The following is a 23392-nucleotide window of genomic DNA, read 5'->3' on the forward strand; positions in this document are numbered from 1 at the left end:
CCCGCACATTGCTGTTTCTAGGGAGGAGGGAGTCGAATGATGGCGAATGATCAGCATACTGAACTAGAAACGGAATTTACGCTGGATCAAGTCAAGGATCAGTTGATTGAACAGGGTAAAAAGAGATCCGTATTAAGCTATAAAGACATTATGGAGAAATTATCGCCATTTGATCAGGACACGGAGCAGATGGAAGAGTTCTACGAGCAGCTGGCCGACCTGGGTATCGATGTGGTAAATGAGAATGACGAAGAGGGTACTCACCGGCAATCGGGAGATTCCGAATCCCATGATAATGAGGATTTTGGGTTTGACGACGATCTTTCACTGCCTCCTGGGATCAAGATTAACGACCCGGTACGGATGTATCTGAAGGAAATTGGCCGGGTTCCGCTGTTGTCAGCTGATGATGAGATTGAACTTGCCAACCGGATTGAACAGGGGGATGAGGAAGCCAAGCGCCGTCTGGCCGAAGCCAACCTGCGTCTCGTTGTAAGTATCGCGAAGCGTTATGTCGGACGAGGAATGCTGTTCCTGGATTTGATTCAGGAGGGCAACATGGGTTTGATCAAAGCCGTAGAGAAGTTCGATTACAAAAAGGGTTTCAAATTCAGTACGTATGCGACATGGTGGATTCGCCAAGCAATCACGCGCGCTATTGCTGACCAGGCCCGTACCATCCGAATTCCTGTGCATATGGTGGAGACCATCAACAAACTGATTCGTGTATCCAGACAGCTTCTCCAGGAGCTCGGACGTGAGCCTTCGCCGGAGGAAATTGCTGCCGAGATGGAACTCAGTGTTGAGAAAGTCCGGGAGATTATGAAGATTGCTCAGGAGCCGGTTTCGCTGGAAACGCCGATCGGTGAGGAAGATGACTCCCATCTCGGAGATTTCATCGAGGATCAGGAAGCACTCGCTCCTGCCGATGCGGCCGCTTACGAGCTTCTGAAGGAACAGCTCGAAGATGTGCTGGATACGCTGACAGAGCGCGAGGAGAACGTACTACGTCTTCGTTTCGGACTCGATGATGGCCGCACGAGAACACTGGAAGAGGTCGGCAAAGTGTTCGGTGTTACACGCGAACGGATTCGACAGATTGAAGCGAAAGCGCTCCGTAAGCTTCGTCACCCGAGCCGCAGCAAGCGGTTAAAGGATTTCCTCGAATAGCTTAATCCACGGACCTTCTGCAGTAATCGCAGCAGGTCCTTTTTTTCGAATTCATGCATGGCATGTATAAGTTTCTTGGTTATGGAATTTCTTCCTGCATTTGTTTTATTGGTCTTTATTTTAGCTCTTTTTCGGACCCATTGCAAATGGCGAGGCACAACTTATGTTCACCGGATTTGCCGGTTTGCAGTTTGGTATCGTCTCTGTTAGGGTAAGGAATAGGTCGTGATTTGGACGAAAATATGGAATGGTAAGGTGTGTCGACCGTGAAATTATCAAGAAGATTAACACAAATACTGGAGAAGATTCCGCGCGGCAGCCGACTTGCAGATATCGGTTCCGACCATGCCCTGCTGCCTGTGGCTGCCGTAGAGAGCGGAGCAGCCATTCAAGCGATCGCCGGTGAAGTCAATCCCGGCCCTTATGATGCTGCCGTCAAGCAGGTCATCGAATCAGGGATGACGGATGTCATCAGCGTGCGAAGAGGAGACGGTTTGAACGTACTCTCAGCCGGTGAGGCCGACGTCATTACGATTGCCGGTATGGGCGGCAGCTTGATTGCAGCGATTTTGGACCGCGGCATCGATAAGCTGGCAGGCGTCCGCAGGCTGGTCCTGCAGCCGAATGTGGGAGAAGATATCTTGCGTAGATGGCTATATTCCCATGGCTGGGTGCTGATCGAGGAAATGATCCTGGAGGAAGACGGCAAAATTTACGAAGTGCTGGTCGCCGAGCCTTTGCATTTAACAGACCTGACGAATGAGCAGGTTTACACGGAAAGGGCGATTGGAGACGGTGTCCGGTTATCTACGGACTGGCTTTTCCGTATGGGACCTTGGCTGACACAGTCCCCGAATCCGGTTTTCAGTGAGAAATGGAAGTCGGAGATGGAGAAGATGGGGTATATTCTTCAATCGCTTTCGCGTTCAGATCTCACCACGGCCGCCGATAAGGCGAGTGAGATTCGATCGGATATCGAGTTTATTCAGGAGGTGCTGGCATGCTTGCCAAAGGACAAACCGTAATTCAATATATGGAGCAATTGGCCCCGAAGCACGTGGCCGAACCCGATGACCGGATCGGACTCCAGCTTGGAACATTGCAAAAGGACATTCGCACGGTGCTGATTGCATTGGATGTTAATGAGGAAGTGGTGGATGAAGCCATTGAGCTTGGGGCTGACCTGATTATCGCGCATCATGCGATTATATACCGTCCGCTGAAACAACTGCAGACGGATACGCCGATGGGCAAGGTATACGAAAAGCTGATCAAACACGACATTGCGGTATATATAAGTCATACCAATCTGGACGTAACCGAAGGCGGGATGAACGATTGGATGGCGGAGGCCTTGGGAATCGAGAATACGTCGCCTATTCATGACATGCATAATGAACAGTTGTCCAAGCTGGTAGTATTTGTCCCGAAGAGCCATCATCAAGAGGTGCTGGATGCCGTGCTCGGCGCCGGTGCAGGCTGGATCGGAAATTACAGCCACTGCAGCTTCAACATCGAGGGCTTTGGCACCTTTGTCCCGCGAGAAGGCAGCAACCCTTTTCAAGGTCAGGAAGGCAAGATGGAACGTGCAAATGAGGTTCGAATCGAGACGATTGTTCCTCATGCCATCCGAAATAAAGTGATCCAGGCGATGCTAAAGGCACATCCTTATGAAGAGGTTGCTTATGATCTGTATGCCATGGACCTAAAGGGGAGATCCCTTGGTCTTGGCCGGGTTGGAAAGCTAAAAGAGCCTAAGACGTTGGCTGAGCTGGTAGACGTGGTAAAAGAGAAGCTGGAGGTCCCTCATGTTCGGGTCGTGGGAGAACTCGACCGCACGATCCGCAAGGCGGCCGTCATAGGGGGTTCCGGAGGACGCTACATGATGAAAGCACTGTTCCGTGGAGCCGATGTGCTGGTAACGGGAGATGTGGATTATCATACGGCACAGGATGCGCTCGCAGCGGGACTTACGATCATTGATCCGGGTCATAATGCCGAGAAGATCATGAAGGTCAAAGTTGCCGAGTGGATGGAGCAGAAGCTGCAGGAACATAAGTACGAAACCCGGGTGGTGGCTTCTCGTATCAATACAGAGCCGTTCCAGTTCGTTTGAAGAACAGAATCGTGAGGCAAGGAAAAGAGTCTCTTTTTGACACCGTTGGCCAGGAAGAGTACCTCATCCATGCTGGGAAATTAATCAGCTATTGTTAATGTTTAATGGGTTGTGTACCGCTTCAAATCACTGTATAATATATAATGTTGTCCGGAAAGTTTGACAGACAATCGCTGGCGGCGTCAAAGCCGCGAGAGGAAAGTCCGGGCTCCATAGGGCAGGGTGCTGGATAACGTCCAGTCAGCGCGAGTTGAAGGATAGTGCCACAGAAATGGACCGCCGATGGCCGCCTAAGGGCGGCACAGGCAAGGATGGAACCGAGGTGTAAGAGACCCCGAGGAACGCTGGTGACTTCGTTCCTGGTAAACCCCACCTGGAGCAAGACCTAATGGGACGCAGTCTCCTTCGAGGAGACAGCCTTAGCCCGAGGCGCGTCCGGGTTGGTCGCTTGAGTCGATTAGTAATGATCGGCCTAGATAGATGATTGTCGCTCATGGTGGCAGGGTAGTTCCCGCTATGACCACGAAGAGCACAGAACCCGGCTTACGGAAAGCTTTCCCAACTGAACAACATATTGCTTTACGAATACCGTAATGGTACAAACGCGCATTTTCTTTACATGCCTCGTCAGGTGTGTAAAGGAAATGCGCGTTTTTTTCAAGATATCAGAAAGTATAAACTTCGAAGCTTGGGTCTTCCTGATATCGCAAGAAAAACTTCCTCTACCCGCGGTCTGTCTTCTGAGAAAGTACGTCGATAGACGTTTTTCTTTTAGATATCAGGAAGTATAAACATCGAAGCTTGGGTCTTCCTGATATCGCAAGAAAAACTTCCTCTAACCGCGGTCTGTCTTCTGAGAATGTACGTCGATAGACGTTTTTCTTATGGTTTTGTGAAAATATTGGGAGTTCATCTGCCCTTTAAGGATAATCGTCCATACCAAATAGCCCCCGGGATAATAAGCTGTAATCATCAAGGGAAAGGAGATGCAAAAAACATGTCTTGTCATAACGAAAACCCATGTCCTCCTGTGTCACCGATTGTATGCGAACCGATCGTTGTTGTTAGAGACCATTATGTACCGCAAATCGTGCCTGTTATTCATCCGATAAAAGTGGTCGATAAGATTCACTGCGTACCGGTAGAAAAACATCTGTACACTTACAGCGAAGAAGAAGTTGTAGAGGGCCCTGGAGGCTATGGCGGAGTTACGGTATCCGGCAAGCGTTCGAAGAAAGCTGCAGTACGTACTAGCCGTTCCCGCCGGAAGAAATAAATGTAACGGGCTCTTTGCCTCCGATTATGAATAAAGCAGCTAACGCTGGAGGCGAAAGCTGCTTTATTTCGTGAATTTTATTCGTTTGATCCTGAGCCGTTTAACTTGCGAAGCTCCTTCTCCAGATTCTGCAGCGTTTGACCTGGCCACATCTGGAGAGGGACGTCGGGGGATCCAACAGCTTTCAAGGCTTGGAAAATATCAATCTGACCATGACCGTAATATTTATCTTTTCCTTTATCCCCAAGATCGACTGCTTGGTTTATCATGACGTCCATGACTTCCTGATTGGTCAGGTCAGGGTTAAGGGAACGAATGAGACCAGCCATGGCGGCTGCGTGGGGGCTTGCCATGGAGGTTCCGGATAGAGCCGCATATTGATTGCCTGGAAAGGTGCTCGCGATATTGGTCCCTGGTGCAGCCACATCGATGTAGTCGCCGTAATTGGAATATTCCGCCCGCTTCTGATTGGAGTCCGTTGCGGCGACGGCCAGCACCTCCGGATAGGCGGCAGGATAACCGGGGCGCTCCGTGTTGTCATTACCTGAGGCGGCAACAAGGACTACATCGCGATCATAGGCATATTTCACGGCATCATGCAGGAACTGGGAGTCCGCATAGTTGCCGAGACTCATATTGATCACCTTGGCTCCGTGATCCGTGGCCCAAATAATGCCTTCCGCGACGGCATAGGTTGTTCCGGATCCGGATCCGTCAAGCGCCTTGACCGGCATGATTTTGTTGTACCAGCTAACTCCCGCAACGCCTTCACCGTTGTTAACAAGGGCACCGATGATCCCGGCTACATGCGTCCCGTGGCCCACATCATCGAGCGGCTGCTTGTCTTTCTCTACGATGTTGTACCCTTCCACCAACTGCCCATCCAAATCGGAATGCTGAAGATCCACTCCCGTATCCACGACGGCAATGATCACATCTTCACTGCCCTTGGACAGATCCCAGCCCCGGTTCGTCTCAATGACGGGCAAATTCCATTGATATTGGGAAAACAGCAAATCATTCGGGATATTGACCTGCGCGTTGGCTCCATCCGGTAAGGAATCCGAGTTTACCCTGGATTGAGGAGGGCGGTCATTGGTTAAATAGATATAGTGAGGCTCGGTATATTTGGTTTTCCACTTCTGCTGGAAATAGGAGCGGAGTTTAAGGTAATCCATATCCTTGGAACGAAAAACATAGGCATAGCCAAGTTTCCTTGGAGTTTCACACGCTATTTCCTTAGAGATATCGAGGAGCTGCTGCTTTGACGGCTCATTTTGAAAGGACACCACAATTTCATTTTCGTAAAAGTGACTGGCTTTTTCATTATCATGTCCGGTTTTGACGGTGATGTCGGAGAGGGTATCCGCATGAATGGATTCGACCTGGAATTTTCCTTCCTTCGGGTACGGAATCAAGCGAAGATTCCGCTTCTGGTGATTGCTTACTTCATGCAGTACGCCTTGATTAACCAATGCGGCCGCGCCATATTTACCATCCTTTGACGGCTCGGCAACAACAAAATAAGGCTGCCCCGCGACATTGAACTTGGGTGAATCATAAGTTTCTCCCCGTTTCAGCTTCTGCTGCGCCATTTGAAAATGATGCGTAATCAGATTTTTATCTTTTTTGTTCATTTTGGGAAGCAGACCCTGGATATCCGTCATTTTGTTTTGTTTAAGGTTATACCACCGTACTTGCTGAAAATGCTTGTGCAGCTTTTGTTCTTTTTGCGTATAGGCTTTTATTTGACCCGGGCTGCGCAAAGCGTTATTGTTCAGCATCTTCCTCAGGTGACCTTTTGCATCAAGACGGTTGAGTTGATCCGTTGCATGGATATCGCTTAACATGGTAAAGTGCTTGGCCTTGTTCTCCTGCTGGGGCCTTAAAGGCTGTGTTGGTTCAGCCGTTGGAGCCGGCTGTTTGGAGCCGGGGATGAACAGTAAGATCAGAAGCGCGCCAAGAACTGACGCGGCACCTAGGATGCTCCACAGAGTACGAGATTTCACAAATTTTCCTCCTCGCCGCATTTCATGATTTAAGTAGTCTTAGCGTGGGAAGAGTGAATCCTTTTTATGCGTTTAATTCGTGAGGAAAACGGATGTGCATGCGCAAAATGAAATGTGCTAAAAATAACCTTGTAAGTGTATTCATGATAGGGATTTCGTTATCCCAAAATTTGTGTTAGGATAGTACATATTATAACGACCGTCAGGCTGTATAACCTGTAGGGTCACGACCATTTAAGGGGGATCTATCGTAATGCCAGCAGACAATCTTCAGAAATTATGCTCAGAGTCCAGAGAAAAGTTGAAATCTGCTATTTCGATTATGGAAACGTTTTTGAATGAACATGCTTTATCCCAATTGGTAACGGAACAGGACGAGGAAACCGTTCATTTTTACAAAGGATTTCTGTCGGATGTTCGCCATTTGCTTGTATTTTCTGAAGTTTCCTATGAGAAGCTAGGTGTTGTACAGCGTCGCCCTAATTTTGATATCGATTTTGCCGAGAAGGCTTTGTATAATTTGTATCACCGCTGTGTTAACAGTTTCTTCTATCCCAAAAATGAAAGTTATTCCGAAGATGGTCGTTACGCCTATACTGGACAGGATGCGATTCGTTTCCGGAAGAAGCCGGTTCGTCCTGCCCGTGATGTCATTATGAACATTACCAAGATTTATGAAGAGCTCCGTGATGATCTTGCTTACTACGAAAGCGATTATTTAACGGAACGCCGGATGCAATCAGAGAAAAGCCACGCCTAGCATATAAAGGAATACGTAAGAGATGCCAACCATTGGCATCTCTTTTTGCGTTTCGCTCCTTAGGCACCAACTGACAATCGTTCTTGTGCATACCGGCAGTAAACTAAGGAAAAAATGTTGACGAGGTGATGCTAAAATGGCCAACGAAGCCAAACCATTAGTGAAGTGCAGTGTCAGCAATTGCCATTACTGGGGAGAACAAAACTTATGTCATGCCGAGATGATCATGATTGAAATTGACCGTCATGCGAATGTGAAACTCAATGAAGAGTATGGAGCAGAGCCTTATGTAGACGACCATCAGGATGTTGCTGACAAGTCTTCCGAGACCTGCTGTTTGACCTTCAAGCCGAAGGGCTGACGGGAAATAAGCCGGATAAAGTCCGGGTGCTGGGCACTTTAGGATGATGGAAATGGAGGAAGCTAGTTTATGGATAAAAAACATCGCAAGCATAAAATGAAGGTTGTTGAAGGCAAGCGAAACAGGGTAGACTTCCCGCGCAAAGATCACCGTGAAGAATATGCAGCCGAGGTTGCTCCCCCTATGGATGCCTCGGCACGAAGAGTAGACGAGGATAAGGCAGACGTGTCTACGGGTCGCACCGTCGGATATGTGGGCTTGGTATTAGGCATTGCCTCGTTGTTCATGTGGTCGGTAATTCTGGGGCCAATCGCAGCCGTTGTTGGATATTACGCTTACAGCAAAGGCAGCAGAACGACAGGCGCGTGGTCGATCGGACTCGGCATATTGGCAACGCTCAGTTATTTTATCTTGATTCCTTTCAGTAGATAATTCATTTTGTAATGATGAAAAATATGGGCGGGTCAACTAGTGAGAACGGTTGATTCGCTTATTTTTTTGCCGAATGGGTATAGCAGATTGTTCCAGTTCCATGATAAAATAAAGGACAAGTTTGAAATTTTGCTGCAGAAAGTGAGTTAAACGATGCAAATAGATCCGATATCATGGAAGCAAATGACGGATATACCACAGATGAATACGAATTCCACCGAGTCGGCAACCGGATTTGTCAATGTGCTAAGCAGCCTGCTTACCGAAGATTCCGCCTCCAAGCCGGTTGAACGTTCGATTACACAGCTTGCGCCTGGCGTAACCTTTAAGGATGGACTGTTATGGCAGCAGCTGGGTGCTGTGGATGAGTCCGCTTCGTCTTTACCAATCGAGGGGGCCGTGCATGACACGGGAGCAACAAAGCCAACGACCTTTGAGGATTTAATTACGGCGGCCGGGGAACGATACGGAGTGCCGGTATCGCTGATCAAAGCGGTCATTGATGCGGAATCTTCCTTTAATCCGAATGCGGTGTCCTCCGCGGGAGCCAAGGGGCTGATGCAGCTGATGGACGGAACAGCAAGGGGACTTGGGGTAAGCAACCCTTTTGATCCGGCTCAGAACATCGAAGGCGGTACTAAATATCTGTCCAATCTGATTCAGCGGTTTGGCGGAGAAATGGCTATGGTACTCGCAGCCTATAATGCTGGTCCAACCCGTATCGCGAATTTGGGTGTCTCCAGCGATGAAGAGCTGATGTCCGTCGCACATGAATTACCCGAGGAAACCCAGGCATACATTGGTAAAGTTATGAATGCTCGATCCAAATACACTTTATAAACCCGCATGGGGATAAATAGTAACCTGATAAAGGATCAAACGATAAACGCCACTTTGTCCGATCTAAAGATGGAGTGCGGCTTTACCGTTTGGTCTTTTTGTGTAAATATAAAGGTCTGGACTAAGTTTTACAACGTGCGATGCGTATGATGGAAAGGGGAAATTACCTTGATATATTGGGACCACGCTGCAACGACCCCTCCCTATGATGAAGTAGTGGAGACGATGGCGGAAGTGATGAAGATGCATTATGCTAATCCGTCAGCACTTCATCGTTCAGGCGAGGCTGCCGCTAAACTGCTGAAAAAAGCAAGAGAGGTGTGTGCAGCCGCGCTAGACGTTCAGCCGACGGAGATCGTATTCACATCCGGGGCAACCGAAGGCAATAACATGGCGATAAAAGGGGCTGCGATGCAGTATAGCAGCCGGGGCCGGCATATCATCACAACGGGGACAGAGCATCCTTCCGTATATGAATGCTGCAAGCAGCTGGAAACACTCGGATGGGAAGTGACCTATCTGCCGGTTGATCACGCCGGCGTGGTGGATCTGGCTGCCCTGGCGGATGCTGTGCGCAAAGATACCGTGCTTGTCAGCATCATGCATGTCAATAATGAGACAGGGGCCGTTCAGCCGCTGACTGAAGTGGGGCGTATCGTCAAGGAGCGGAATTCAAGAACGCTGCTCCATATCGATGGCGTACAGGGATTTGGCAAGCTGCCGGTGACACTTTCCCAGTGGCAGGCCGACTTATACAGCCTGTCTGCACATAAATTCAACGGTCCGAGAGGAATGGGCGTGCTGTACGTCAAGCAAGGCGTGCAGTTGTTCCCGTTGGTATCGGGCGGATCGCAGGAGAATGGGCACCGGGCAGGAACGGAGAATGTTGCCGGAGCAGTAGCGATGTCGAAGGCCATGCGATTATCCAGAGAACGTCAGCCCGAGCATTATGCAAGGATGACGGAATTAAGGGAGCTTTTGCTTCAGGGCATCGAAAAAATTCCGGGACTGGTCTTAAACAGCAGCGAGCAGAATGCACCTCATATCATCCATTTTTCGTATCCGGGATTAAAACCCGAGGTGATGGTCCATGCTCTGGAAGAGATGGGGATGCTCGTATCGACCAAATCCGCTTGCTCCTCTAAATTAAGCGAACCGAGCCGGGTCCTGTTAGCGATGGGGAAGGACATGAACGTTGCTTCCTCCGGAATCCGCATCAGTCTTGGCAAAGAGCATCAGTTGGGCGATGCAGCGCGACTCGTCGAAGTCTTGGCTAAAGTTTGCGGGAACCTGCGTCCCATTATAGAAAGAGAGGGTAACCGGAGATGATGACTTACGATAAACTGTTGCTTCGCTTTGGCGAATTTACCCTAAAAGGCAAAAACCGCAACCGATTCGAGAGATCGGTATTGAATCATATTCGAAGCGTGCTAAAACCGTTTCCGGGAGCAAAAATCGTTAAGGAGTACGGCCGCTTGTACGTCGAGCTTAACGGGGAGTCTCCCGAGGCTCTGATCCATGTCCTTAAAAAAGTATTTGGCCTTGTGTCCATCAGTCCGGTACGCGTATGTCCTTCCGAGCTTGACCGCATTATCGAAACAGCGGTTGATTTTGTGGGACAGAAGGAACTAGCTGACCCGTCGACCTTCAAAGTCAACGCGAGAAGGGTGTGGAAACAATTCCCTCACTCCTCGCAGGAGATGAACCATTTAGTCGGATCGCCATTGCTGCGAACCTATCCCCAGCTTAAAGTAAAGGTAAAGCAGCCCGATATGGAGCTTCGTGTGGAAATTCGGGAGAACGAGACGTATCTGTATTATGAAGTGATTCCCGGCGCCGGCGGGTACCCGATTGGTACGAATGGGAAGGCAATGCTGCTCCTCTCGGGCGGGATTGACAGTCCTGTAGCGGGCTGGTCGGCTATGCGCAGAGGGCTTGAAATTGAGTGTGTACACTTCTACAGCTTCCCTTACACCAGCCAACTAGCGAAGGAAAAGGTAATGGAGTTAACAAGGCTGTTATCGGGCTACACGGGCAAAATCAAGCTGCACCTCGTTCCGTTTACCGATGTACAGACTTCATTTGTCGGCATCGGCCAGGATAATCTGATCATTACGTTTATGCGCAGAGCGATGTTACGGATTGCTTCCTCGCTTGCTGAGCGGGAAGGGGCATTGGCGATCGTGACGGGGGACAGTCTCGGACAAGTCGCCAGTCAGACGCTGCCGAGCATGAATGTGATCGGCAGAGCTACCGAGCTGCCGCTGCTGCGGCCGCTCGTCATGATGGATAAGAACGACATCATCAATATCGCGATGGACATCGGCACATTCGAGACATCGATTTTGCCGTATGAGGATTGCTGTACGTTGTTTGTGCCTAAATCGCCCACCACGAATCCGAATTTGAAGATCATCGAGAAGGTGGAGGCTTCCATTACGGAGCTTCCTGCACGGATCCAGGCAGCGATTGAAGGTACGGAGACCGTGATCATAACCCCGGATAGTACAATCGGTGAGCTTGGCGAGAAGCATGCGGAGCCCGTGGTAAACGAAGACTGGTTTTAATCGAGTATCGAACGAAGGTCAACATGATGTTGCGGCGAAGCGAACGAGTGTGCACCGTTCGATGATCTGCTAACTTAAAACACCCCAAGGCTTCTCAGAAGCCTTGGGGTGTTTTGTTCTACTCATGGATTTAAATTATGACTGGCTGGATGACTGACGGCGTCCAGCGGATCTTTTTTTCAGATGTCCTGCAGTCAGCACACCGATAATGATGGCAGCAATGAAGAGATATTTAATGATCTGGTGCGCTTCGAAATATCCCAGAAAGTGCTTTTCCTCGGTAATCATGGAGGACGCCGTGTACGCAAGTACCGCAGAACCTACATAGATAATCCATGGGAAACGGTTGATCAGTTTGATAAACAGCGTGCTGCCCCATACCACGATAGGTACGCTGATGAGCAGGCCCAGCGTTACAAGGATCATATTGTGTTTGGCTGCGCCGGCGACGGCAATGACATTGTCCAGGCCCATAGCGGCATCCGCTACAATGATGGTACGAATGGCAGCACCGAGGCTTTTGCCGGCCTTTATATTGCCGTGATCTTCATTGTCGTCGGTCATCAGCTTGTAGGCAATGCCGATCAGGAGTACGCCTCCCACAAGCAGCAGCCAAGGGATGTTAAGCAGCCAGACAACGAGGATGGTGGCAATGATACGAAGAATAACAGCTCCGGCAGTGCCGTAGATAATTGCTTTTTTCTGGGTTTCCTTCGGAAGATTGCGTGCTGCAAGACCGATTACAATGGCGTTGTCCCCGGCCAGGATTAGATCCAAGAATACAATGTTGATTAATGCAAGAAAAAATTCAGCGGTTGTGGTTTCCATGAATGTCACTCCTCTTAGAATACGGTTCCACCACTTAAACAAAGTGGATTTATTATAGGCCTATTTTTCCCGATGTGCAAGCATAGCCTGGACAATTACCACATATGTGTAGAGTGGGGGTGTTGTTCTGGTGGAGACGATTTTTTTGTTGGGACAGATCTTGATGATCAATCTTGTGCTCAGTGGCGACAATGCCTTGGTCATCGCGATGGCCAGCAAAGACCTTCCCGAAATACACCGCAGACGGGCGGTCTGGATCGGGACTGCAGGGGCTGTTCTCTTACGGTGTATTCTGACTTTTTTGGCGGTTTTGCTGCTAAAAATCCCTTTCTTACAGGCTGGCGGCGCCTTACTGTTGATCTGGATCGCAGTCAAACTCATGATGCAAAAGGAACATGACCATGCAAACTTGGCCAAAGCTTCAACGATATGGGCCGCAGTCAATACGATATTGATTGCCGATTTCGTGATGAGCCTGGATAATGTCTTGGCCATTGCGGGGCTGGCAAAAGGCGATCTCGCCTTAATTGTCATCGGAATATTATTAAGCATTCCCATCGTTGTATGGGGAAGCGGAATGATCTCCAGCCTGCTTCGCAAGTTTCCGGTGCTGCTTTACATAGGTGCCGGTATTCTAGCTTTTACAGCAGGCGAAATGCTCATACAGGATTCCCGCGTAGGGCTGCTTCTGGCTTACTGGATGCCTTATGCCCACAGTCTGCTGCCGATTGTCATTGCAGGAGCTGTCGTTCTCATTGGCGGATTACAGACGGTAAGACGGCCTAGCACGTAACGGGGTTTTATTTAAACACACCCCATTGGCGTAAGGGAGTGCGTGGAAAGATGGATGACTGTTTCGTGCAGTTGTCCATTTTTTGTTGGGTTCAGGCAGGTATATGGGACGGGCCAAGGTTATTTCAAGTGGAACAAGCTCGGGATATGGTTTTTTTTGTCGGTTTGGGCTAAAATTAACGTAACTGCTTCTTTTAGAAACCGCTATTTTTGGTGATACATATATTGAAGAGAGGGTGATCAAATGTCCTCCAGAAAAGATTTGGCGCTGGGTATTTTCATCGTTGCTGCTGGAGTTGTTATTTTGCTCGGTAAGCTTGGTGTGTTTGGATTTCTGGGAAGAACGTTATGGCCGCTCGTCCTGCTGCTGCCGGGTATTTTTTTGCATATCATGTTTTTTGGTCGCCGTGCCTCTGCCGCAGTTCTCATTCCAGGCGGAATTCTGACGGTATATGGCCTTCTGTTCTTCATATGTAATATTGGGGGATGGGGGCTGATGGCTTCTTTATGGCCTGTCTTGATTCTTGGCGTGGCTGTCGGCTTGTATGAATATTATCTGTACGAGAGCCCGCGACCTGGCGCAGTTCTGCCGGTTGCGCTTGGACTGACGGTGCTTTCCGTTTTGATTTTCATCTTTACCTGGCTGGAGACTGGGGCGTTCTACATTATTGCCCTGATCTTGATCGCAGCGGGCATTTGGATGATCTTCGGCCGCAATCGTTCCGGGCGCAATAATAAATGGAGCAGAGGTTGGTAATTGGTAAGAGGTAAAAGTTGCTGGAAGTTTTCTGAAAAGACTTGATTTTCCCGCTCGTTTACCTATATTATAGGATGTATGTTGAAGCGTCGGCATGTCGTCCGGCGCTTTCTTTGTGGCTCATTCGAACAGAAGGGATTTGAGATATATTTATGCAATCAAGAGATCAGATTCGCAACATTGCCATTATTGCTCACGTTGACCATGGCAAAACAACACTTGTAGACCAACTGCTGCAGCAGTCCGGTATTTTCCGGGAGCATGAGACACTGCAGGAACGCGCGATGGACTCCAATGATTTGGAGCGCGAACGCGGAATTACCATCCTAGCCAAGAATACGGCTATTACGTATAAAGATTTCTTGATTAACATTGTAGATACGCCTGGACACGCCGATTTCGGTGGTGAAGTTGAGCGTATTATGAAAATGGTCGACGGCGTTCTGCTCGTTGTTGACGCTTATGAAGGATGTATGCCTCAGACCAAGTTTGTGCTTGGTAAAGCTCTTGCACATAACTTGACTCCAATCGTCGTTGTGAACAAGATTGACCGTCCGGCCGCCCGCCCAGCAGAAGTGATCGATGAAGTGCTTGATCTGTTCATTGAACTTGGAGCGAATGACGACCAATTGGACTTCCCCGTTGTATATGCATCAGCCTTAAACGGTACTTCAAGTATGGATCCAGAGAAGCAAGATGATAACATGCTTGCTCTTTATGAAACCATTATTGACCATATCCCTTCCCCTACTGAGAAAGTGGACGAGCCTCTCCAGTTCCTCGTTACCTTGATGGATTACAATGAATATCTGGGCCGTATCGCCGTCGGCCGCGTGAACCGCGGTGTAATTAAGCAAGGCCAACCGGTAACCGTTATGCTTCGTGACGGCTCCACCAAGAATGCCCGTATCGAGAAGCTGTTCGGCTTCCAGGGACTGAAGCGGATCGAGGTTGCCGAAGCAGGCGCCGGCGACATCGTGGCTATCGCAGGGATCAAAGACATCAACATTGGAGAGACCATTGCGGATCCACAGCATCCGGAGGCACTTCCTGTCCTTAAAATTGATGAACCAACCCTGCAAATGACGTTCCTTGTTAACAACAGTCCTTTTGCCGGACGCGAAGGCAAATGGGTAACATCCCGTAAGCTGCGTGACCGTCTCTTCAAAGAACTGGAAACGGACGTAAGTTTGAGAGTGGATGAGACGGACAGCCCTGATGCTTATATCGTATCGGGACGTGGTGAGCTTCACCTCAGTATTTTGATTGAGAATATGCGTCGTGAAGGCTATGAGCTTCAAGTATCCAAGCCGGAAGTTATCGTTAGAGAAATTGATGGCGTCAAAATGGAGCCGATCGAACGTCTTATGATCGATGTACCAGAAGAAAGCATGGGTTCGGTTATGGAAAGCCTCGGAACACGCAAGGCTGAAATGGTGAACATGGTGAATAACGGAAATGGACAAGTGCGTTTGGAATTCCTGATTCCTGCTCGCGGACTTATCGGTTACCGTACCCATTTCCTGACGCTGACACGCGGTTATGGCATTATGAACCACGCATTCGACAGCTACGGTCCGCTTATCGGCGGTCAAGTGGGTGGACGTCACCAAGGCGTGCTGGTTTCCACGGAGAACGGATCTTCAACGTTCTATGGCATGATGTCGGTGGAAGACCGCGGAACCCTGTTCCTGGAACCGGGGACTGAGATTTATGAAGGCATGATCGTCGGGGAGCATACCCGCGATAACGATATCGTCGTTAATATTTGTAAAGAGAAGCAACTGACCAACGTTCGTTCGGCAACGAAGGACGACACGGTTAAATTGAAAACACCGGTTATTTTCTCACTGGAGCAAGCACTTGAATACTTGAACGATGACGAGTATTGTGAGATTACGCCGAAGTCCGTTCGTCTTCGCAAGAAGATTTTGAACAAGAGTGAGCGCGAACGTGCAGAAAAACATCGTAAAATGGCGCAAGCAAATCTATAATAGATAGAGATCTACTTGTCCAAAAGGAGTGAACCTATCATGCAAGAATGGTTTGCCGCGCACCCACTCATCTCTTATATCGTGATTTTTGTGCTGATCACCTACGTTTACAACAAGGTATTCCGGGTGAAGCAGAAGCTCCCTCTGTTGAAGGAGATTCTCCTGTATATCTTGATGGCCTTGGGTTCGGCGATACTGCTTGTGTTTCAGATTGATAAGCTGCCGATTATCCAGTGCTTGTTAGTAGCTGTGGCATTGATGCTGATGGTGCGTATTCGATATTTTGTTGAAGATCGTCAGAAGAAGAAGGCTCAAGCCGAGCCGAAGTCATAAGCTTTGTAGAATTTTAGCAGCTCAGGTAACAACAATACGGCAACTTTTTGTCAGTCCCCATCGTTTATAAGAGAGAGAAGTCAACCATGGTCCGGTAAATGCTTCGAAATTTGAAGCGTTTATCGGACATTCATCTAATTTGAATGAAATCAGGTGTTATGATATGAATCCTACTCATACCAATCTCCCTCCGAGAGCCAAAAGTGGGGGGAAGGGCAAGAAACAGCCAGTTCCAAAAAAGAAAAAAAGCGCATGGAAATCATTTTTTAAATTCATTCTGATCGTCTTGTTAATCGCAGTTCTGGCTGCAGCAGGTTATGCCGGATACTTGTACATCAAGGGCAATGAGGTCATTGAAAAAAGCGGGATCGACAAACCTGTAGCTCCAGGGCAATCCGCTAAGGAAAAACCGATCACGGTGCTTCTCTTGGGAACGGATCATCGCCCGGAAACGGGGACTTACTTGACGGATGTGGTCATGGTCGCCACCATGCATCCGGAAACCAATACGTCGACGCTGGTTTCTCTGCCGCGGGATACGCTCATTGAACTCGATGGATATAAAGCGACGAAGCTGAACGCTTATTACCCAAGGTTTAAAGCGGCCTACAATGCTGCCGAGAAAAAGGAACTGGGCAGCGGCATTCCGGCTGAAAAAGAAATGAAAGTCATGATGAGCAAGTACCTTGGCGTTAATATCGACTATGTAACGGTAATCGATTTCCAGGGATTCCGTGACGTTGTGGACACCTTCGGGGGAGTGGATGTTAACGTTCAATACAATATGTGTTACCGCGATACTGCGGACAAGACCGACATTAACCTCACTGTGGGTCCTCAGAAGCTGGATGGCAAGAAGGCGCTGGATTATGTTCGTTACCGTAAATCCAGTGACAGCTGTTCGCCGAGAACGAAGGAATCAAGCGATTTTGAGCGTAATGCCCGCCAAAGCGAAGTATTGCATTCCCTCCTCGATAAGATGAAATCGCTCGGGGGCGTTGCGAAGGTAGGCAATGCTCTGGATGCGGTCAGCGATAACATGACCACCGATTTCGAGCAGGAGCAGATCCGAAATTTGCTTGCGACTTATTATGATATCGGAAAAGATGACGTCAAATTTATGCCGGTCACAGGCAATTGGAAGAGTCCTTATGTGTATATAAGCAGAAGCGAGCTGGACGCGGCCAAACAAGCGCTGCAAGACGAGCTTGCCGGCAAGCATAACGCTGGCGGGCAGGGGACAGAAGCGGATTCTGCAACAACTCCGTGACAATTGAAGGCAAGTTTTATTGTATGCTATAATACAATGTATCAGATGGAGATCATTGTACAGGAGGCCGAAGGCATGTCCTACCTTATGATGCATACAACACACCCATTGATCTGTAATCGGCAGACGGATTACCTTGCCCATGCATTTGTGCGAGCAGATTCCATTTGGGGATGGGAGCCTTTCAGATGTCATCCTTCTGATTCCATGTCTTCTCAGGCGTGTTCATTCGACATGGGTGTCCATTTCACACCGAACAGACAACAAAACTCTGAATATGATAGGGGTCATGTCTCTGACGAAGCAGAAATGCTCGCTAGTGGCGTTGTTATGACCTTAAAAAAGCCCAGTGAGCTTCACTGGGCTTTTTTTGTATGAAATTTGGAGATGGGTGACGGACAAACTCGGGTTATGACCGGATTTGTCTTCCGCTTATAGGCGGGTTTACGCTCACCATGGGTCTATTTATTCTGGTGTGGATTGGCTGGTGCGTTGCTTCGGTTATTCGGCTTTACCGTTTGTGCACCGTTATCTTGTGCATTACGATCTCGAGGTGTTACATCTTTAGGCAGCTGAGGAATGATGCGGCCCACGATGTCAGCGAGTTCACTGGCAAGTCCTGAAATGGGGTTTCCTTCCTGAATATGCCGGCCAAGATCGGCAATCCGGTTTGTAACGTCTAAATCAGCCGTAACAAGTGCATTGGCACCTGCCGGATCGGATTGAAGGGCTTCTGCGACTGTGTATTTAATGGTTCCGACTTCTGCCCGATCTAAATTTCCATCTACATTAAGTCCAACAACAGCCGTATTTCCCATGACAACACAGTTCGCGTTTTTTACGCCGGGCACACTCTCGGCTAGTGATTTTAGGTGATTTGCGGTTGTAGCGTCAACTTGTCCGTTGTTATCATTTGCGTTGCCGACTCGTCCCGGATTCGCGTTATCCGGAGCCCAACCGTCTACATTGTTAGTGGTATAACCTCTGTTCCCATTCATATTGGGAGCATTGTTAGCAGTAGTTCCATTGGTTTGATTACGAGGAGAGGGTGATGCATTCTGATTGGCGGTCCCGCAGCCTGCGAGCAACAACACCGCTAGTATTATGGATAGAGCAGCTCTCATGGATTGATCTGTCCTTTCGTAGTAGAGTTCACTAAATTACTCCAGTCGCTACGCTTATTATGTCCGGGACGGAAAGGTTTATGTGTGTACCTGATGAAGAAGCAGTGGAGGGATAAGATGAAAAAAATATTTGTGCTGGATACGAACGTATTGCTGCATGATCCTCAGTCGATCTATGCATTCGAGGAGCATGAAGTCATCATTCCTGCGGTGGTTCTTGAAGAGATTGACTCAAAGAAGCGAAATGCTGATGAAATCGGCCGCAACGCCCGAACGGTCTCCCGATTGCTCGATGGGCTAAGAGAACATGGTCATCTTCATGACGGGGTTCTTCTGGAGAATGGCGGGACATTGAAGGTTGAGCTTAATCATCGCAGCTTCGTCAAGGTACAGGAGTTATTTAGCGAAGCATCCAACGACAACCGAATTTTGGCTGTCGCGTTAAATTATAAATTGGAGGAGGAGCCGAAGGAGGACGGAAGCCACGTCGTTCTGGTCAGCAAGGATGTGCTTGTTCGAATTAAAGCGGATGTGCTTGGACTCACAACACAGGATTATTTATCGGACCGTACAGCCGATCCAAGTGAATTGTATCCTGGATTCTCTACATTAAAGGTACATCCTTCGGTGATCGATGAATTTTACAGCTATCGTTACTTGCCGATTAAACCTCTTCAATTGTCTTATCCGCTTTATCCGCATGAATTTGTTATTCTGAAGGATGAGATGGGGACAGGAAAGTCAGCTCTCCTTCATGTGAATGAGGATGCAACTAGATTGGAGCCCCTCCATTTAAGCAACGAACCTGTATGGGGCATCAGCGCCCGTAACGCCCAACAGCGCATGGCGATTGAGCTTCTTCTGAATGACGATATTCCGCTTGTCACCATTACCGGGAAAGCCGGAACGGGAAAAACCTTGTTGGCGTTGGCAGCAGGCCTCTCCAAGGTGGAGGATGAGCATAAATACAAAAAACTGCTGATTGCCCGTCCGGTTGTTCCGATGGGGAAGGATATCGGTTATTTGCCAGGCGAAAAGGAAGAGAAATTAAGACCATGGATGCAGCCGATATATGACAATCTGGAGTATTTGTTCGACACCAAAAAATCGGGTGATATTGATAAAATATTGATGGGACTCGGCAGCATCCAGGTGGAAGCACTGACTTATATCCGGGGCCGCTCGATACCAGGTCAGTTCATCATTGTGGATGAGGCGCAAAACTTATCCCGTCATGAGGTTAAGACGATTGTATCCCGGGCGGGAGAAGGGAGTAAGGTAATCCTGATGGGAGACCCGGAGCAGATTGACCATCCCTACCTGGATGCTGTGAGCAATGGGTTGACCTATGTGGTTGAACGCTTCAAGCAGGAAAATCTGAGCGGGCATATTACGCTGACAAAAGGGGAACGATCCAAGCTGGCTCAGCTGGCTGCAGACTTGTTATAATCATATATTTCCCGAGAAATGATTACGGCAAAATAACTTGCAGGATAAAGACTGTTCAAGATTCATAGGACAGTCTTTTTTCCTTCCTAGCGTTATTAGTAAAATCTGGACTAGATTATTAACAAAAAAGATAGGACAAGAGCACTAGAAGTTTGGTAAAATAAGGACATGCGACTATTTGAAGGAGTGAAGATGGGATATGAAGCGGAAGAAGTATTGGTTCTTATTTGCCATTTTACTGTTGTCTTTATCCAGTTTATCTCCCAGCTTTGACTTCACTCACCATACTAGACGAGAGCCCCCGGGGGATGAACCTAATCCTCCGTTGCAAAGGCCGGAGGTGCCGGAGACCGATCTGGGTCCGATCAAGGTCGGTGTTCAGTTAAACCCGGATGAACTGAGACAACTAAAAGCTCTTAATGAGCGTTTTATGGAAGAGACCGGTGCTGAGATTGAAATTACGCCTCTGGAGATCAGTGAAACACACAAAGAGTCGTTTCTTCTCGAGATGTCTCTTGGTGAAGGTCCTGATATTGTATTAACGGATTCACACTTTATTAAAGCGCTTGCAATGAATGGATGCTTACTGCCCGTTGATTCTTCTCAGGGCACGATGCCGGGTGAAGACATCTTAAATGGCCTTCTGCCACCGCTGCAGTGGAACGGATATCAATGGGGAATGCCGTTTGATATAGACCCCTATATTATGACCTGGAAGACCAAGGGGAAGGACGGCGAACCATTTAAAGTGCCGGAGAGCCGTCAGGCATGGCAGGAGTATTTGAAGCTGAATAAGGTAAGCCCTATCCTCTCATTTGATTGGAATGATCCTTACGCGTTCGGTGCGGCGGTTCATTTGCTCGAAGGCGATCCCTCCAAGCCGGATCATGAGGTGCTTGATATGCTGATTCGCAATCACGGAGCACGGGCAGAATCCGTGCAAGACGCGACGGATGCAGAGGATAACGGCCAAGCGTCGACCACCTCCGGTAAGACGGAAGCAGCCGTGGTGATTGAGCCGTATTCGAGCTTTTCAGATCAGGACACGGATGGAGTGTCGCTTGCATTGGCGATGGGGAAGGCGCAACTGGATACGCCCGTTGTCCGAACCCGAAGTTTTGCGGTAGCCGCACACACGGAATCATCGTCGCTTGCCATGAAATGGATTACGTATATGACTGGCAAAGAAATGCAGCGCGAATGGAGCAGAGCGGCAGGAACGCTTCCCGTTATTTCTGAGTTGTATGTCACGGGTACCAACCTAAGTGAGCGGGGCATTTGGCAAAAAGCGGCCGTTCCAGCCCAAGTGCTGCTCTCTCGAAATGAGCCGGCAGCTTTGGATTTCGGCGAATCGGAAGGCTTTCAAACGTACAGCGAAGCAGCGAATCGATTGCTGCATGGCGAAATCACGATAGAAGAATATAGAGAATTGTACAAGCCTGCCCAACCATGAAAGAAAAAAAGCTGCCCAGCGAGGGGCAGCCTTTTTTCTATAAATCCAGCTCCATTTTGACCACTAATCGTTGTTCTTGGCTGGAGACCTGCGTTGCTTTTAAGAAAGACACCAACTGCTTAGGATAAAAGTTCATGTCGAATTCTTCCTGCAGCGCCTTGCGTGTGGTGTCAGGCAATTCCAGCCGATTGAACACAAGTTTGTCGACTTGAAACATGATGGCATTCTCCGGTTCGTTAATCACGGTGTATTTTCCTTCAATCAGCAGCGACAGATTTCCGCTCTCACCTGAAGCTATTACTTTTCCATTGTCAAAATGGAAAGCAAAGCTGTTAAAGATTTCATCTTCGGATCTTAAAAATGCGTTGAGATCATCCTCATGGATATCGATGGTGTACTCCTTGCCGTTTGTTTTCAACATATTCTTGCTTCCTTGGACGAATTGCGGCAGATTTTCCATGGCGCTAGCCAGAGCCTGGAAGTGACGCTTTACTTCGTACAGCCCCACGTTCTCCCAGTAGAGGGTGAATTCCTCAATCAACTTCTTCATAGCATCCGGGTTGCCGCTGGCTGTCAGTGCTCCGTTAACCTGCTGTTCAAGCGCCAGCACCCGTTCACGCTGCTTGACAAGGCTGTCCTTCACTTCGGCGAGCTGAGCTGTATTGCGTTCCGCTTCAGCCTGAGCGGAGGCAAGTGAGCGGTACTGATTGTTATATACCGCAAGGGTATCCCGGTCGTTTTGAATGATCATATCGTAAAAGTCCATGACCCGGAAAAAACCGGCTACGTCTTTTGCAGACAACAGCATGAAGAATAAATGATCCCGTTCACCCATGTAATAAGACCGAAGAACAGCTCCCGCCCGATCGCGGCGGTCTTCGATACGCAAGCCCATATCCTGAATTTTGATTTGCAGTTCGCTCTGGAGAAGCTGCAATTCGGCGATGCGTTTGGTTATCCGTTCGATTTCATGATCAATCTCGACGATGGAGAGGCTGTCCTCCAGAAGTTTGCGGGCCTCTTCCGAATCAGGCATAACCGGGCTTAGTTCCTGCTCGGAATATACGGAAGCGGGCGTCCCTATGAAGCAGAACAACAGGGTTATACACAGCATGACCGGGAGGAGAGGTTTTTTTACTCGTACATTCAAACGGGAGTCCTCCTTGAATGGTTGTTAGTCGAAAGGAATCCAACCGCTGTTTGTCCCTTCATTTTAACCAATATATGACGTATACGACTCAATTATCAACCTTTAGGCATTAAAAAAGCGATCCGGCAGCTAAAGCACCTGATCGCTCTTTTAAGTACTCTCGTTCTCTAATTGCAAGGAAAAACCACCAGCGTTCCTCAGTTTGTCCAAGTTGAGCCGGCGGATTTCAAGCATCGCTTGCATGGTTTACCTATTAGAGTGGTTTGCCCATAATGAAGACCGTCCAATAGCTAAAGCCTGTGAAGGTCACGATCATATAAGCCCAGAAGAGAAGAATATAGGTTCTCTCCGTGAATTTCAAATATCCCAGGATCACGAAAAATGCAGTCTGCAGGAAGAAAAGCAGTGCCATTTCAATATGATCTCCGGCAAAGGCCATCAACCCGATGGTCAGGGTAAAAAAGCCAAGGACTCGAAACATCCGTGCCACGATTATATCCTCCTCTCGTATGTACGCACATAATGCTGCTATGAACATTATAGCGTTATGGGAAAAACGTGTAAACGCCTAACTCGAGAAAACCCTTTATTTTTTATTATTAACCAGAAACAAGGCATTGAATTCGAGAATAAATTTGGACGAATCTTCCCTTTTCCCTTCGTAAGAGTATGATCTGTAACCAAAATGGAAATACATTTTAGTATCAAATA

General features: G+C 48.5%; 23 protein-coding genes and 1 other RNA gene. 19 read left to right on the forward strand and 5 right to left on the reverse strand.

Going from position 1 to position 23392, the window contains the following annotated elements; all coding sequences use genetic code 11:
* Positions 1–39 precede the first annotated feature (39 nt).
* From rpoD to OHJ21_RS01165, 5 genes are all read left to right on the forward strand, one after another.
* On the forward strand, positions 40–1170 hold the full coding sequence (gene rpoD, locus OHJ21_RS01145; RefSeq protein ID WP_076321292.1) for an RNA polymerase sigma factor RpoD: 1131 nt from the start codon (positions 40–42) through the stop codon (positions 1168–1170).
* 266 nt (positions 1171–1436) lie between these two features.
* Positions 1437–2195, forward strand: coding sequence for a tRNA (adenine(22)-N(1))-methyltransferase (locus tag OHJ21_RS01150; protein ID WP_326112453.1), 759 nt, complete (start codon positions 1437–1439; stop codon positions 2193–2195).
* Complete coding sequence (locus OHJ21_RS01155) at positions 2171–3286, forward strand: Nif3-like dinuclear metal center hexameric protein (protein ID WP_486019198.1); 1116 nt, start codon at positions 2171–2173, stop codon at positions 3284–3286. Before OHJ21_RS01150 ends, OHJ21_RS01155 begins: the two co-directional genes overlap by 25 nt.
* Before the next feature lie 154 nt (positions 3287–3440).
* Positions 3441–3847: RNase P RNA component class A (rnpB, locus tag OHJ21_RS01160), an RNA gene on the forward strand.
* A 469-nt stretch (positions 3848–4316) separates the two neighbouring features.
* Positions 4317–4562 (forward strand): hypothetical protein, encoded by a 246-nt coding sequence (locus OHJ21_RS01165; protein WP_243390606.1) that lies wholly within the window; start codon positions 4317–4319, stop codon positions 4560–4562.
* 77 nt (positions 4563–4639) lie between these two features.
* Here the strand turns inward: OHJ21_RS01165 and OHJ21_RS01170 are convergent, their stop codons facing one another.
* Positions 4640–6571: a S8 family peptidase gene (locus OHJ21_RS01170; RefSeq protein ID WP_486019199.1), complete on the reverse strand. Its 1932-nt coding sequence runs from the start codon at positions 6569–6571 to the stop codon at positions 4640–4642.
* Positions 6572–6824: 253 nt separating this feature from the next.
* On the opposite strand from OHJ21_RS01170, the gene OHJ21_RS01175 reads away from it, so the two are divergent.
* From OHJ21_RS01175 to thiI, 6 genes are all read left to right on the forward strand, one after another.
* The gene (locus OHJ21_RS01175; RefSeq protein WP_006209041.1) at positions 6825–7331 is read left to right on the forward strand and encodes a YpuI family protein; all 507 of its coding nucleotides are present in this window, start codon (positions 6825–6827) and stop codon (positions 7329–7331) included.
* A 136-nt stretch (positions 7332–7467) separates the two neighbouring features.
* Complete coding sequence (locus tag OHJ21_RS01180) at positions 7468–7692, forward strand: DUF1540 domain-containing protein (protein ID WP_006209042.1); 225 nt, start codon at positions 7468–7470, stop codon at positions 7690–7692.
* 69 nt (positions 7693–7761) lie between these two features.
* Positions 7762–8124 carry a hypothetical protein gene (locus OHJ21_RS01185; protein ID WP_100535928.1) on the forward strand — a complete coding sequence of 121 codons (363 nt, stop codon included), beginning with the start codon at positions 7762–7764 and terminating at the stop codon, positions 8122–8124.
* 153 nt (positions 8125–8277) lie between these two features.
* On the forward strand, positions 8278–8964 hold the full coding sequence (locus OHJ21_RS01190) for a lytic transglycosylase domain-containing protein (protein WP_486019200.1): 687 nt from the start codon (positions 8278–8280) through the stop codon (positions 8962–8964).
* Between the two features lie 168 nt (positions 8965–9132).
* A complete protein-coding gene (locus tag OHJ21_RS01195; protein ID WP_486019201.1) occupies positions 9133–10293 on the forward strand; it encodes a cysteine desulfurase family protein in 1161 nt (386 codons plus the stop codon).
* Positions 10293–11531, forward strand: a complete 1239-nt coding sequence (gene thiI, locus OHJ21_RS01200; RefSeq protein WP_326094143.1) for a tRNA uracil 4-sulfurtransferase ThiI — start codon at positions 10293–10295, stop codon at positions 11529–11531. The genes OHJ21_RS01195 and thiI overlap by 1 nt, the downstream gene beginning before the upstream one ends.
* Positions 11532–11666: 135 nt before the next feature.
* On the opposite strand, the gene OHJ21_RS01205 is transcribed toward thiI, so the two are convergent.
* Complete coding sequence (locus OHJ21_RS01205; protein ID WP_100535931.1) at positions 11667–12359, reverse strand: TerC family protein; 693 nt, start codon at positions 12357–12359, stop codon at positions 11667–11669.
* A gap of 130 nt (positions 12360–12489) precedes the next feature.
* Between OHJ21_RS01205 and OHJ21_RS01210 the strand changes: the two genes are divergently transcribed.
* The 6 genes from OHJ21_RS01210 (at position 12490) to OHJ21_RS01235 (ending at position 17883) form a co-directional block, all read left to right on the forward strand.
* A complete protein-coding gene (locus OHJ21_RS01210) occupies positions 12490–13152 on the forward strand; it encodes a TerC family protein (RefSeq protein WP_100535932.1) in 663 nt (220 codons plus the stop codon).
* Positions 13153–13395: 243 nt separating this feature from the next.
* Entirely contained in the window at positions 13396–13908 is a 513-nt protein-coding gene (locus OHJ21_RS01215) for a hypothetical protein (RefSeq protein WP_486019202.1), read from the forward strand.
* Positions 13909–14060: 152 nt separating this feature from the next.
* Positions 14061–15902, forward strand: a complete 1842-nt coding sequence (typA, locus tag OHJ21_RS01220; protein WP_071222960.1) for a translational GTPase TypA — start codon at positions 14061–14063, stop codon at positions 15900–15902.
* A 39-nt stretch (positions 15903–15941) separates the two neighbouring features.
* On the forward strand, positions 15942–16235 hold the full coding sequence (locus OHJ21_RS01225) for a YlaH-like family protein (protein WP_100535934.1): 294 nt from the start codon (positions 15942–15944) through the stop codon (positions 16233–16235).
* A 163-nt stretch (positions 16236–16398) separates the two neighbouring features.
* Complete coding sequence (locus OHJ21_RS01230; RefSeq protein WP_486019203.1) at positions 16399–17505, forward strand: LCP family protein; 1107 nt, start codon at positions 16399–16401, stop codon at positions 17503–17505.
* Positions 17506–17550: 45 nt separating this feature from the next.
* The gene (locus tag OHJ21_RS01235) at positions 17551–17883 is read left to right on the forward strand and encodes a hypothetical protein (RefSeq protein WP_486019204.1); all 333 of its coding nucleotides are present in this window, start codon (positions 17551–17553) and stop codon (positions 17881–17883) included.
* Positions 17884–17966: 83 nt separating this feature from the next.
* On the opposite strand, the gene OHJ21_RS01240 is transcribed toward OHJ21_RS01235, so the two are convergent.
* Positions 17967–18629 carry a YhcN/YlaJ family sporulation lipoprotein gene (locus tag OHJ21_RS01240; RefSeq protein WP_486019205.1) on the reverse strand — a complete coding sequence of 221 codons (663 nt, stop codon included), beginning with the start codon at positions 18627–18629 and terminating at the stop codon, positions 17967–17969.
* Between the two features lie 117 nt (positions 18630–18746).
* On the opposite strand from OHJ21_RS01240, the gene OHJ21_RS01245 reads away from it, so the two are divergent.
* Together OHJ21_RS01245 and OHJ21_RS01250 are read left to right on the forward strand one after the other, a co-directional pair.
* Complete coding sequence (locus OHJ21_RS01245) at positions 18747–20078, forward strand: PhoH family protein (protein WP_326112445.1); 1332 nt, start codon at positions 18747–18749, stop codon at positions 20076–20078.
* Positions 20079–20277: 199 nt separating this feature from the next.
* Positions 20278–21531: an extracellular solute-binding protein gene (locus OHJ21_RS01250; protein ID WP_486019206.1), complete on the forward strand. Its 1254-nt coding sequence runs from the start codon at positions 20278–20280 to the stop codon at positions 21529–21531.
* Positions 21532–21568: 37 nt separating this feature from the next.
* Here the strand turns inward: OHJ21_RS01250 and OHJ21_RS01255 are convergent, their stop codons facing one another.
* Entirely contained in the window at positions 21569–22681 is a 1113-nt protein-coding gene (locus OHJ21_RS01255) for a coiled-coil domain-containing protein (protein ID WP_100535940.1), read from the reverse strand.
* 253 nt (positions 22682–22934) lie between these two features.
* Positions 22935–23171, reverse strand: coding sequence for a DUF2626 domain-containing protein (locus OHJ21_RS01260; protein ID WP_006209059.1), 237 nt, complete (start codon positions 23169–23171; stop codon positions 22935–22937).
* Between the last annotated feature and the right edge of the window lie 221 nt (positions 23172–23392).

The organism is Virgibacillus sp. LDC1, assembly GCF_025792345.1.
Taxonomy (GTDB): Bacteria; Bacillota; Bacilli; order Paenibacillales; family Paenibacillaceae; genus Paenibacillus_AQ; species Paenibacillus_AQ lautus.

What these genes read in the sequence shown, in the direction of transcription:
- rpoD (WP_076321292.1), top strand. Translation starts at nt 40, where the DNA reads ATGGCGAATGATCAGCATACTGAACTAGAAACGGAATTTACGCTGGAT.
- OHJ21_RS01155 (WP_486019198.1), top strand. Translation starts at nt 2,171, where the DNA reads ATGCTTGCCAAAGGACAAACCGTAATTCAATATATGGAGCAATTGGCC.
- OHJ21_RS01175 (WP_006209041.1), top strand. Translation starts at nt 6,825, where the DNA reads ATGCCAGCAGACAATCTTCAGAAATTATGCTCAGAGTCCAGAGAAAAG.
- OHJ21_RS01180 (WP_006209042.1), top strand. Translation starts at nt 7,468, where the DNA reads ATGGCCAACGAAGCCAAACCATTAGTGAAGTGCAGTGTCAGCAATTGC.
- OHJ21_RS01185 (WP_100535928.1), top strand. Translation starts at nt 7,762, where the DNA reads ATGGATAAAAAACATCGCAAGCATAAAATGAAGGTTGTTGAAGGCAAG.
- OHJ21_RS01190 (WP_486019200.1), top strand. Translation starts at nt 8,278, where the DNA reads ATGCAAATAGATCCGATATCATGGAAGCAAATGACGGATATACCACAG.
- thiI (WP_326094143.1), top strand. Translation starts at nt 10,293, where the DNA reads ATGACTTACGATAAACTGTTGCTTCGCTTTGGCGAATTTACCCTAAAA.
- OHJ21_RS01205 (WP_100535931.1), bottom strand. Translation starts at nt 12,359, where the DNA reads ATGGAAACCACAACCGCTGAATTTTTTCTTGCATTAATCAACATTGTA.
- OHJ21_RS01215 (WP_486019202.1), top strand. Translation starts at nt 13,396, where the DNA reads ATGTCCTCCAGAAAAGATTTGGCGCTGGGTATTTTCATCGTTGCTGCT.
- typA (WP_071222960.1), top strand. Translation starts at nt 14,061, where the DNA reads ATGCAATCAAGAGATCAGATTCGCAACATTGCCATTATTGCTCACGTT.
- OHJ21_RS01225 (WP_100535934.1), top strand. Translation starts at nt 15,942, where the DNA reads ATGCAAGAATGGTTTGCCGCGCACCCACTCATCTCTTATATCGTGATT.
- OHJ21_RS01230 (WP_486019203.1), top strand. Translation starts at nt 16,399, where the DNA reads ATGAATCCTACTCATACCAATCTCCCTCCGAGAGCCAAAAGTGGGGGG.
- OHJ21_RS01235 (WP_486019204.1), top strand. Translation starts at nt 17,551, where the DNA reads ATGGAGATCATTGTACAGGAGGCCGAAGGCATGTCCTACCTTATGATG.
- OHJ21_RS01240 (WP_486019205.1), bottom strand. Translation starts at nt 18,629, where the DNA reads ATGAGAGCTGCTCTATCCATAATACTAGCGGTGTTGTTGCTCGCAGGC.
- OHJ21_RS01245 (WP_326112445.1), top strand. Translation starts at nt 18,747, where the DNA reads ATGAAAAAAATATTTGTGCTGGATACGAACGTATTGCTGCATGATCCT.
- OHJ21_RS01250 (WP_486019206.1), top strand. Translation starts at nt 20,278, where the DNA reads ATGAAGCGGAAGAAGTATTGGTTCTTATTTGCCATTTTACTGTTGTCT.